Here is a 10,059-nt window from a genome sequence, read left to right as displayed (position 1 = left end):
CCCCCGGCCGGTGCCGCGTCGGTGGGGATCGGCACCGGGATGATCTGCTGGCCCGTCGGCTCCTGCACTAGCGCCGAGACGAACTTGGCGTAGAACAAGTGGGCGACGTCGAACTCACCCGCCTCGAAGCGGGCGATCAGGTCGGCGGCGAGACCCTGCGCGTCGGCGAAGGCGACCGACTTGATGCCGCCCAGCTCGTAATCATTGGCGATCTGCGTCGGGTAGAAACGGCGCAACACGCGGCCCTTCTTGCCGGCGAGATAGAAGCGCACGGTCTTGCCCTGCCCCTCCAACTCGGTTGCCTTGCGGCGCGCGGCGCGGACGATGTTGGTGTTGAACGCGCCGGCCAGGCCGCGCTCGCTGGTGGCGACGACGAGCAGGTGGACCTGATCCTTGCCGGTGCCCGCGAGGAGCTTGGGCGACGACTCGCTGACCGTCACCTTCGACGCCAGGCTCGCCATCACGCCCTGCAGCCGCTCGGCATAGGGGCGGCCGTTCTGCGCCGCCTCCTGCGCGCGGCGCAGCTTGGCGGCGGCGACCATCTTCATCGCCTTAGTGATCTTCTGCGTCGACTTCACCGAGCCGATGCGGAGCTTCAGGGCTTTGAGGGATGCCACTTCAGTTCACCTTACGGCATGGAAGGTAGCGACCATTGCAGATCGAACAAGATAGGCTGGATGCTGATCCCAGCTTTCGGGGTGATCTCGAAGATACTTACGTACGACCGCTAAGTTTTGAGAATTCCCTCCGCCAGACATTGGCAAGCAAATCGCATGCGACATTGATAACTCATCCACCGCTCCGAGGATGTAAGCAGCACAAGCAGTTAACTTAAGACTATTTTCTTGGCTACATTCTTGGCCAAACGGGAAAGTAGACAGATCACTCAATACATATGCCTGCGCAGCATTAGCTTGAGACGCAAACGCGCACGGCGACACCACCAGCGCAGTCAGCGCTAAAGCTCGCGCTGCGTTCACGCAAACGTCTTCGCAAACTGGTCGAGCGCGCCCTTGAGCTTGCCCTTGGCCTCGTCCCCAAGGTCGCGGCTGTCGCGGATCAGCGCCAGCACGTCGGCGTGGTTGGCGCGCAGGTCGGCTATCAGCGCCGCCTCGAACCGCACCACATCCTCGACCTTCACCTTGTCGAGATAACCGTTTGTCCCTGCGAAGATCGACGCGGTCTGCTCCTCGAACGGCATCGGGTTGAACTGCGGCTGCTTGAGCAGCTCGGTCAGCCGCGCGCCGCGGTTCAGCAGCCGCTGGGTCGAGGCGTCGAGGTCGCTGCCGAACTGCGCGAATGCCGCCATCTCGCGATACTGCGCCAGCTCCAGCTTGATCGAGCCGCTCACCTTCTTCATCGCCTTGGTCTGCGCCGCCGAGCCGACGCGCGACACGGACAGGCCGACGTTGATCGCCGGGCGGATGCCGGCGAAGAACAGGTCGGTTTCCAGGAAGATCTGGCCGTCGGTGATCGAGATGACGTTGGTGGGGATGTACGCCGACACGTCGCCCGCCTGCGTCTCGATGATCGGCAGCGCCGTCAGGCTGCCGCCGCCGTTGGCGTCGCTCATCTTGGCGGCACGCTCGAGCAGGCGGCTGTGGAGATAGAACACGTCGCCCGGGTACGCCTCGCGGCCTGGCGGGCGGCGCAGCAGCAGCGACATCTGGCGATACGCCACCGCCTGCTTCGACAGATCGTCGAACACGATCAGCGCGTGCATCCCGTTGTCGCGGAAATACTCGCCCATCGCGGTGCCGGTATAGGGCGCGAGGAACTGGAGCGGCGCCGGGTCCGACGCGGTGGCGGCGACGACGATTGAATAGTCCATCGCGCCCTGCTCGGTCAGGGTGCGGACCAGCTGCGCCACGGTGGAACGCTTCTGGCCGACCGCGACATAGACGCAATAGAGCTTCTTCTTCTCGTCGCTACCGGCGTTGACGCCCTTCTGGTTGATGAAGGTATCGATCGCCACCGCCGACTTGCCGGTCTGGCGGTCGCCGATGATCAGCTCGCGCTGGCCGCGGCCGACCGGCACCAGCGCGTCGATCGCCTTGAGGCCCGACTGCATCGGCTCGCTGACCGACTGCCTGGGGATGATCCCCGGCGCCTTGACCTCGACGCGGCTGCGCTGGTCGCTGGCGATCGGACCCTTGCCGTCGATCGGGTTGCCGAGCGCGTCGACCACGCGGCCGAGCAGGCCGCGGCCGACCGGCACGTCGACGATGGTGCCGGTGCGCTTGACGATATCGCCTTCCTTGATCTCGGCGTCCGAGCCGAAGATCACGACGCCGACATTGTCGGCTTCGAGGTTGAGCGCCATGCCCTGCACGCCATTGGAGAACTCGACCATCTCGCCCGCTTGGACGTTGTCGAGACCGTAGATGCGGGCGATGCCGTCGCCGACGCTCAGCACCTGGCCGGTCTCGCTGACCTCGGCCTCGCTGCCGAAGTTGCTGATCTGGTCCTTGATGACCTTGGAGATTTCAGCGGCGCGGATATCCATCTACTTCTAGCCTTTCATCGCGCTGCCGAGCGCGTTCAATCTGGTGCGGATCGACGAATCGATCATCTGGGAGCCGATGCGGACGACCAAACCGCCAAGCAGCGCCGGGTCGACTGCCAACTCGACCGCGACCTCGCGGCCGACACGCTGACGCAGCTGCTGCTTGAGCGCGCCGACCTGATCCTCGGACAGCGGGTGGGCGCTCGTCACCTCGGCGCTGACCTCGCCGCGATGGCGGCTGGCGAGCTGGCGGAAGGCGCGGATGATCGCCGGCAGCTGGCCCAGCCGCCGGTTCTCGGCAAGGACGCCCAGGAAGCTGCGGGTGGTCGCGTCGACCCCCATCTCGGTCGCGCTTGCCAGCACCGCCTTGGCGGCGTCGCCCCGCGACACGACCGGGCTGGCGGTCAGCGCGCGGAAATCGTCGGACTGGGCGAGCGCATCGCGGACGGTGGACAGGCTCGCCTCGACCTGGTCGATGCTCTTGGCGTCGCGGGCCAGCTCGAACAGCGCAAGCGCGTAACGGCCGCCAAGGCTGGCCTGGATGCCGCCACCGGCGTTGCTGCCACCATTACCGCCGGATATCTCCACGGAACCAACGCCCTCGTCATCAACGGATCACCCGTGAAGGCGGGTACGCAGCCCTGCGCATCCCCACGGATCGGCCGGGCGGTTAGCATCGGGTGCCGGCCGATGCAACCCGGCGGCGGCCCGTACCGTCAATCCGGTAGGGGCGCGAAGCGGCGGCCGTCAAAGACATAGCGGCGGATGCGGGATGGCTCCTGCTCGTTGAGGTCGCCCTCGACGACCAGCAGACGGCTGTTGATCCGGTAGCTCAGCGGCTCGCTGACTGTCAGCGGCCAGCAGCATAAAGTGGCAGGAAACCAGACGACTCGCCCGGTCAGGCGGTCGAGCGCCGCCGGCTGGATGCACGAGGCACCGCAGCCGATCGTCGCCAACACCCAGTGACCGGCGAAATCCGGCCGCTGCCGCGCCGCGGCGCGCAGGGCGGTCCGGTTCTCGCGTAGTCGCGCGTCGGTGAGCGGCGGCGACACCGGGCGCAGGTGACGGACGATCGCGGCGGGATAGCGCGCATAATCCGCTGCCCGTGCATCGGACGCGGCGGCGGCGAGCAGGATCAATACCAATGGTGCCGCTCCCAGAATTTCCGCGCCGCCGCGGCGTTATGGAAGCGGGCGACGATATAACGGATGCCGCCCTGGCACTCCTCGACCGCGTTGCCAAACGATGCCTCGCCCTTGGGGTAGAAGTGGTATTGCGCCTTTAGCAGCTGAAACAGCCCGCGCGCGGTCGAGCCCTGCCCGTTGTGGATGCCGATATTGCCCTCCGACTCCTGCGCCAGGATCCAGAGCAGGTCGTCATACTGATCCGTCGGGACCTTCTCGGTCATCATCGCCTGGCGGAGCGCCAGCTGGATCGCCGGCGGCACCTTTGCCGGATCCTTGAACGGCTTGGCGCGCAGCTTCGGATGTTTCTGCAGGTGCGGGTCGGGCATGGTAGGGACTCCGGCGATGATTGCCGAAATTTACATGGGACGGCGTTGGCGACAAGGTGTTTGGCCGCAAGCGACGGGATGCCAAGCGGCGAGCGGCAGCTTACAACGACGGTCATGACGGACCTGATCGACTCCGACACTGCCTGGGCTGCCTTCGAGCGACGCGACCGGAGCTATGACGAGCGCTTCCTGGTCGGGGTGAGCACCACCGGCATCTATTGCCGGCCAAGCTGCCCCGCCCGGCGGCCGCGGCGCGAGAATGTCGCCTTCTACGCCGATGCCGGTGCGGCACAGGCGGCCGGGCTGCGCGCGTGCCGACGCTGCCTGCCCGACGATCTCGCGCGCGACCATGTGGCGGTGGCGCAGGCCGTCGCGTTAATCAAGGCGGCAGCGGAGCCGTTGCCGCTGGCCGATCTCGCCGCCCGCGTCGGCTATGCGCCGCACCACTTCCACCGGCTGTTCGTGCGCGCGACCGGCGTCACCCCGGCCGCCTATGCTCGCGGCCTGCGCGCCGACCGCATGGCCGATGCCCTGTCTCCCACGTTTGCTAGGGAGAAGACCGTTACCGACGCCCTGTACGAGGCGGGCTATGCCGCGCCCAGCCGCTTCTACGCCGACGCGGCCGGGCGATTGGGGATGAAGCCCAGCGCCTGGGCCAAGGGCGGTGCCGGCGAGACGATCCGCTGGGTGCTCGCCGCGACCAGCCTGGGGCCGCTGCTGGTCGCCGCGACCGACAAGGGGCTGTGCCGGCTGTCCTTCGACGAGGATGGCGAGGCGCTCGCCGCCCGCTTTCCCAACGCGGCGATCGAGGAAGGCGGCGCTGCGCTCGCCCACGTGGCGGCGCAGGTGGTGGCCGCCGTGGAAGACCCGACCCGCGCGCTCGACCTGCCGCTCGACGTGCGCGGCACCGCCTTCCAGGAGGCGGTGTGGGCGGCGCTGCGCACCATCCCGCCGGGCGAGACCCGCACCTATGCCCAGCTCGCCGCCGCCGCCGGCCGCCCCAATGCTGTGCGCGCGGCGGGCAGCGCGTGCGGAGCCAACCAGTTGGTCGTGCTGGTCCCCTGCCACCGCGCCAAGCGTAGCGACGGCAGCTTGGGCGGGTTCGCCTATGGCCTCGACCGCAAGCGGGCGTTGCTGGCGCGGGAAAACGGCGGATAGCAGCCGGAGCGAACCCACCGCATCCTTGGTTAGGCAAATCTCAAGGCTTCCCCCTTACCCCGTCCGCCATGCATCCGAGGATCACGGCATGAGCGCGTTCGGGCGTCGCAGCGGAGCGGGAGGGGGACCGGCACGGCCGGCGTTCGGCGTCGCCCGGCCGATGCAGGGCGGCCTGCCTCCGCGCGCCGATGCCGAGGCACCGGGCGGCCAGTTCCCGCCGATCGACAGCCTGGCGCTGCCCGGCGATCCCGACGCTGGCGGGGCCGCCCCCCAGCAGGACGCGATGGCGCGCCTCACCGATCGCCAGAACGCCAGCGGCGACGCCGGCAGCAGCCGCGGCGAGGGCTTCGAGGCGTCGATCCACAAGATCAAGGAACAGGTGCTTCCGCGCCTGCTCGAACGCGTCGATCCCGAGGCGGCGGCGACGCTGGGCAAGGACGAGCTGGCCGAGGAGTTCCGCCCGATCATCGGCGAGGTGCTTGCCGAGCTGAAGCTAACCCTCAACCGCCGCGAGCAGTTCGCGCTGGAAAAGGTGCTGGTCGACGAGCTGCTGGGGCTCGGGCCGCTCGAGGAGCTGCTCGCCGATCCCAACATTTCCGACATCATGGTCAACGGCCCCGACCAGACCTATGTCGAGCGCAAGGGCAAGCTGGAGCTGGCACAGGTTCAGTTCCGCGACGAGGAGCATCTGTTCCAGATCGCCCAGCGCATCGTCAATTCGGTCGGCCGCCGCGTCGACCAGACCAGCCCGCTCGCCGACGCCCGCCTCAAGGACGGCAGCCGCGTCAACGTCATCGTGCCGCCGCTGTCGCTGCGCGGCACCGCCATCTCGATCCGCAAATTCTCCGCCAAGCCGATCACGCTCGACATGATGGCCGGCTTCGGCAGCATGAGCCCGAAGATGGCGACCGCGCTCAAGATCGCCGGGGCGAGCCGCTTCAACGTCGTCATCTCGGGCGGTACCGGCTCGGGCAAGACGACGATGCTCAACGCACTGTCGAAGATGATCGACCCGGGCGAGCGCGTGCTGACCATCGAGGACGCTGCCGAGCTTCGCCTGCAGCAGCCGCACTGGCTGCCGCTGGAGACGCGCCCCGCCAACCTGGAGGGTCAGGGCGAGATCAGCATCCGCGACCTCGTCAAGAACGCGCTGCGTATGCGCCCCGACCGCATCATCCTGGGCGAGATTCGCGGCAGCGAATGCTTCGATATGCTCGCGGCGATGAACACCGGCCATGACGGCTCGATGTGCACCCTCCACGCCAACTCGCCCAGAGAGGCGCTGGCGCGGATGGAGAACATGGTGATGATGAGCGACATCAAGGTGCCCAAGGAGGCGATCAGCCGCCAGATCGCCGACTCGGTCGAGCTGATCATCCAGGTCAAGCGCCTGCGTGACGGCTCGCGCCGCGTCACCAACGTCACCGAGGTGATCGGCATGGAAGGCCCGGTGATCGTTACCCAGGAGCTGTTCAAGTTCGAGTATCTCGACGAGAGCGCCGACGGCAAGATCATCGGCGAGTATCGCGCGATGGGGCTCAGGCCCTATACGCTGGAAAAGGCCAAGCAGTTCGGCTTCGACCAGGCGTATCTGGAGGCGTGCCTCTAGGTTTGCCCGGCCGGACCGGCCGCCTCTCGCGCTAGAAGGACTCGGTCGGCACGATCGTCTCGACCACCTGTCCGCCGCTCGCACTGACGCGATAGACGTTCGAGCCCGGCTGCGCGGACAGGAAGCGCTTGGCCGTGCCGCCCTCGAAATAGATGCCGGCATTGTTGTCGCAGGCATAGCCTGGCTTGAGCAAGCCGGTCGCCACCGCGTTCTGGTAGAAGGGACGGCGGTTCTTCTCGCCATCGTAATGTGGCGAATGGCTGCCCTTGATGAAGCCCAGGCACTGAACGGTGCTGAGTTCCTTGGCGCGCGAATCGGTCGTGCCTTCCTCGAACCAGGCGAGCGAGCCGGCGCTGGCACCCCCCAGCACGATGCCGCGCTCCCACGCCTGGCGTAGGATGGCGTCGATGCCGTGCGCCTTCCAGATCGCCTGCTGGTTGAGCGTGTTGCCGCCCGACACGACGATGCCGTCGACGCTCAGCAGGATCTCGTCCCAGCCGCGCTTCTCGGTCGCGGTCGCGATCGCGCTCGGCTGGAACGACGCCTCGACGTCGAGCGGCGCGCAGTTCTCGAACCAGCGCACGACGCCTTCGGGCCGGTCAAATGACGCGGGTGCGATGAACAGCAGCTTGGGCCGGCGCTTGCCGGTCAGCTTCGCCATGTAGCCGATCCACTTGGTGTCGTAGCGGCCGCCGGCGATCAGGATCTTGCCCTTTGCCGGTGCAGCCGGATCGGGCCGCGGGTCGGCCTGGCTGGCCGCCTGCGCTCCGGCGGAAACGCCAAGCGCGGTGACCCCGGCGAGGGACGAGACAAGAAACTCACGACGCTTCATCTGACTTTCCCCCTTGTTGCACTCGGACGTGGTGCGTTGCACAAGACTGACCGAGCATTTTACCGCTGTCGAGCCTCCATTGCGTGTCGCCGATCGCGATCGCGGCAATTCACCGCGCATTCCCATCGCCACGTTCGCGCGATAGAGCGAACGGTCGATGCGATCTCTCCTCCCCCTTCTGTTGATCGCCGCCACGCCGGCCAATCCCGATCCGGCGCGAGACCCCGGTTACGCCGTGCTCGCGCCAGATACCGAGCAGCGCTGGGTGCCGTTTCAGCTCACCGCCGGCAACCAGATCCGCTTCGCCATGACCCTCGACGGCGTGCCCGTCACTGCGATCCTCGACACCGGCGTCAGCTTTTCGGTGATCGCGCGCGGGTCGCGGGCGCTCGACCCGGCGCAGGTGCGGCCGGGCGGCAGCGCCAGCGCGATCGGCGGGGTGGTGCCGATCGGCTGGATGACGACACGCAGCATGAGCGTCGGCGGGCTGACCCGGACCGGCGGCGGCATCGGCGTCGCCGCGCTGCCTGAGACTGCGACCGGCAGCGCCGGCGTCGACCTGCTGGTCGGCCGCGACCTGATCGGCGAGGCGGCGATCGACATAGACTATGCCGGCCACCGCTTTCGCTTGTTGTCCTCTGGCCGGCTGCCGTTCGGAGGCGCGGTCGCGCCGCTGCGGCTGTCGCCGGAGCTCAACGTCTACCAGAGCGAGATCATGCTCGGCGGCCGACGCCTCGGGCCGATGGTGGTCGATACCGGCGACGGCTCGGCGATCACCGTCTCGCAAGCCGCCTGGGCCAGCGTCGGGCCGGCGTCACGGCCGATGACCAGCGCGATCGCCTATGGCCTGGCCGGTCCGGTGGTCACGGCGCTGACGATCGTCCCCGACCTGATGCTGGGCGATCTCGACGCGCGCGAGGTCGAGGTGCGGGTCGAGGCCGCGGGCGGCTTCTCGCAGGGGATCGCGGCGGCGGGGCGCATCGGCTCCGGCTTCCTGCAGCATTACCGCGTGCTGCTCGATCCCAAGGCCGGACGCATGGTGCTCAGCGCCAACGCGGATGCCGGCACGCCGCCGCTGCGCTCGACCAGCGGCTTGCTGGTGGGGGTGCTCACCGACCGGCTGCGCGTCGTCCATGTCATGCGCGGCAGCCCGGCGGAAGCGGCCGGCTGGCGCAACGGCGACACCATCTGTTCGGTCGACGGCGCGCCGATCCCGGTGGATTACGCCGGCAACCGGTTGGCGAGCTGGTCGGTGGCGGCACCCGGCACCGTCGTCAGGCTGGGGATGTGCGACGGGTCGGCGCGCAGCCTGACCACCCGCTCCTTCTATTAGCGCTCCAGCGGCAGCCCGGCGGTCATCGACACCGACGCGGCGGTGGCGATCACGGCGTCCGGGGTCTCGACCTCGACGCGGGGTGCACGGCCCGAATAGATGAAGCCGCGGGTGGCATAGGCGCTGGTGCCGAGGCCGCCCTGCGGCGCGTACCAGACCTTGACCATCGTCCAGTCGCCGGCGGGCGACACGTCGACCGCGCGCACATCGGTCTCGACCCGGCCGGGGCGCGACCAGTTGGCGTGGGTCAGCAGCACCTCGCGGTCGCTGACCACCTTCGACACCATCGCCACATGGCCGACCCGCATCCGATGGCTGGCAGCAAAGGCGAGCACCGCGCCGACTTTGGGGGCATGGCCGCGCTCGTAGCGGCCGGCGGCCTGGCTCCACCAAGTGTCGGCATTGCCGCGGATGTCGATGCCCGAGATCTGACGCGCATAAGGCGCGCACTGCAGGAACGCTGCGGAGGCGGGCGCGGCAAAGGCCGCCATCGTCAGGACGCACGAAACCACCAGCGCAAAACGCGCTGCGAATGCTTTAATCATGATGTGGGCGACCCCCGCCGCAGTGAGACAGTGATGATCGGCTAGGCGGCACCGGGCGGGCTGAAAAGGCCTTGGGGAACCTTATCCGACGAACGGTGTCCCGCCGCCGATGAACGCCCGTTCAGGCCAGTCTTTCTGCCCAGGCTCGGCGAAAATGATCGTCTGGCAGCCGCGAATCGTCGGGCGCGGGCCTTTACTCGAACAGCCCGTCCTGGCTCCCCGCCGGCGGATTGAGCCCCAGATGCTTCCACCCACCGGCGTTGAGGCAGCGGCCCCGGGCGGTGCGGGCGACGAGGCCAAGCTGAATCAGGAACGGCTCGATCACCTCCTCGATCGTGTCGCGTGGCTCGCTGAGGCCAGCGGCAAGCGTCTCCACCCCGACCGGCCCGCCGCGATAGATGTCGGCGATCATCGTCAGATAGCGCCGGTCCATCGCGTCTAGCCCCAGCCCGTCGACCTCCAGCCGGTTAAGCGCGGCGTCGGCGGCGCGTGCGTCCACCACCGGCTCCCCCGCGACATCGGCGAAGTCGCGCACCCGGCGCAGCAGCCGCCCGGCGATCCGC

General features: G+C 68.2%; 12 protein-coding genes. 3 read left to right on the top strand and 9 right to left on the bottom strand.

Annotated elements, in window-relative coordinates; genetic code table 11:
* From HUU96_RS05785 to HUU96_RS05765, 6 genes are all read right to left on the bottom strand, one after another.
* The coding region (locus HUU96_RS05785; protein WP_174291895.1) for a F0F1 ATP synthase subunit gamma at positions 1–617 on the bottom strand (617 nt) is incomplete at its 3' end.
* A 6-nt stretch (positions 618–623) separates the two neighbouring features.
* Positions 624–941 (bottom strand): Rap1a/Tai family immunity protein, encoded by a 318-nt coding sequence (locus HUU96_RS15310; RefSeq protein ID WP_368039741.1) that lies wholly within the window; start codon positions 939–941, stop codon positions 624–626.
* A gap of 35 nt (positions 942–976) precedes the next feature.
* Positions 977–2,506 carry a F0F1 ATP synthase subunit alpha gene (atpA, locus tag HUU96_RS05780; RefSeq protein WP_174291894.1) on the bottom strand — a complete coding sequence of 510 codons (1,530 nt, stop codon included), beginning with the start codon at positions 2,504–2,506 and terminating at the stop codon, positions 977–979.
* A gap of 6 nt (positions 2,507–2,512) precedes the next feature.
* Positions 2,513–3,094, bottom strand: coding sequence for a F0F1 ATP synthase subunit delta (locus HUU96_RS05775; protein ID WP_254605037.1), 582 nt, complete (start codon positions 3,092–3,094; stop codon positions 2,513–2,515).
* Between the two features lie 128 nt (positions 3,095–3,222).
* Positions 3,223–3,651, bottom strand: coding sequence for a hypothetical protein (locus HUU96_RS05770; protein WP_174291893.1), 429 nt, complete (start codon positions 3,649–3,651; stop codon positions 3,223–3,225).
* A complete protein-coding gene (locus HUU96_RS05765; protein WP_217430271.1) occupies positions 3,642–4,019 on the bottom strand; it encodes a hypothetical protein in 378 nt (125 codons plus the stop codon). Before HUU96_RS05765 ends, HUU96_RS05770 begins: the two co-directional genes overlap by 10 nt.
* 114 nt (positions 4,020–4,133) lie before the next feature.
* On the opposite strand from HUU96_RS05765, the gene HUU96_RS05760 reads away from it, so the two are divergent.
* On the top strand, positions 4,134–5,177 hold the full coding sequence (locus HUU96_RS05760) for a bifunctional transcriptional activator/DNA repair enzyme AdaA (protein ID WP_174291892.1): 1,044 nt from the start codon (positions 4,134–4,136) through the stop codon (positions 5,175–5,177).
* Positions 5,178–5,265: 88 nt separating this feature from the next.
* Positions 5,266–6,786 carry a CpaF family protein gene (locus HUU96_RS05755; RefSeq protein WP_174291891.1) on the top strand — a complete coding sequence of 507 codons (1,521 nt, stop codon included), beginning with the start codon at positions 5,266–5,268 and terminating at the stop codon, positions 6,784–6,786.
* A gap of 31 nt (positions 6,787–6,817) precedes the next feature.
* Here HUU96_RS05755 and HUU96_RS05750 read toward each other — a convergent pair whose 3' ends face one another.
* Positions 6,818–7,618 carry a peptidase E gene (locus HUU96_RS05750; RefSeq protein WP_174291890.1) on the bottom strand — a complete coding sequence of 267 codons (801 nt, stop codon included), beginning with the start codon at positions 7,616–7,618 and terminating at the stop codon, positions 6,818–6,820.
* Positions 7,619–7,775: 157 nt separating this feature from the next.
* On the opposite strand from HUU96_RS05750, the gene HUU96_RS05745 reads away from it, so the two are divergent.
* A complete protein-coding gene (locus tag HUU96_RS05745; protein ID WP_174291889.1) occupies positions 7,776–8,951 on the top strand; it encodes a hypothetical protein in 1,176 nt (391 codons plus the stop codon).
* Here HUU96_RS05745 and HUU96_RS05740 read toward each other — a convergent pair.
* Both HUU96_RS05740 and HUU96_RS05735 read right to left on the bottom strand, forming a co-directional pair.
* Positions 8,948–9,496 (bottom strand): CHAP domain-containing protein, encoded by a 549-nt coding sequence (locus tag HUU96_RS05740; protein WP_174291888.1) that lies wholly within the window; start codon positions 9,494–9,496, stop codon positions 8,948–8,950. The two genes, HUU96_RS05745 and HUU96_RS05740, sit on opposite strands and share 4 nt — an antisense overlap.
* Positions 9,497–9,689: 193 nt before the next feature.
* Positions 9,690–10,059, bottom strand: a 370-nt coding sequence (locus tag HUU96_RS05735) for a Holliday junction DNA helicase RuvB C-terminal domain-containing protein (RefSeq protein ID WP_302480216.1), incomplete at its 5' end; no start/stop codon positions are given.

The organism is Sphingomonas bacterium, from assembly GCF_903644135.1.
Taxonomy (GTDB): domain Bacteria; phylum Pseudomonadota; class Alphaproteobacteria; order Sphingomonadales; family Sphingomonadaceae; genus Sphingomonas.
This window is presented reverse-complemented; position numbering and strand designations above follow the sequence as displayed.

What these genes read in the sequence shown, in the direction of transcription:
- HUU96_RS05755 (WP_174291891.1), top strand. Translation starts at nt 5,266, where the DNA reads ATGAGCGCGTTCGGGCGTCGCAGCGGAGCGGGAGGGGGACCGGCACGG.
- HUU96_RS05765 (WP_217430271.1), bottom strand. Translation starts at nt 4,019, where the DNA reads ATGCCCGACCCGCACCTGCAGAAACATCCGAAGCTGCGCGCCAAGCCG.
- HUU96_RS05750 (WP_174291890.1), bottom strand. Translation starts at nt 7,618, where the DNA reads ATGAAGCGTCGTGAGTTTCTTGTCTCGTCCCTCGCCGGGGTCACCGCG.
- HUU96_RS05760 (WP_174291892.1), top strand. Translation starts at nt 4,134, where the DNA reads ATGACGGACCTGATCGACTCCGACACTGCCTGGGCTGCCTTCGAGCGA.
- atpA (WP_174291894.1), bottom strand. Translation starts at nt 2,506, where the DNA reads ATGGATATCCGCGCCGCTGAAATCTCCAAGGTCATCAAGGACCAGATC.
- HUU96_RS05740 (WP_174291888.1), bottom strand. Translation starts at nt 9,496, where the DNA reads ATGATTAAAGCATTCGCAGCGCGTTTTGCGCTGGTGGTTTCGTGCGTC.
- HUU96_RS05745 (WP_174291889.1), top strand. Translation starts at nt 7,776, where the DNA reads ATGCGATCTCTCCTCCCCCTTCTGTTGATCGCCGCCACGCCGGCCAAT.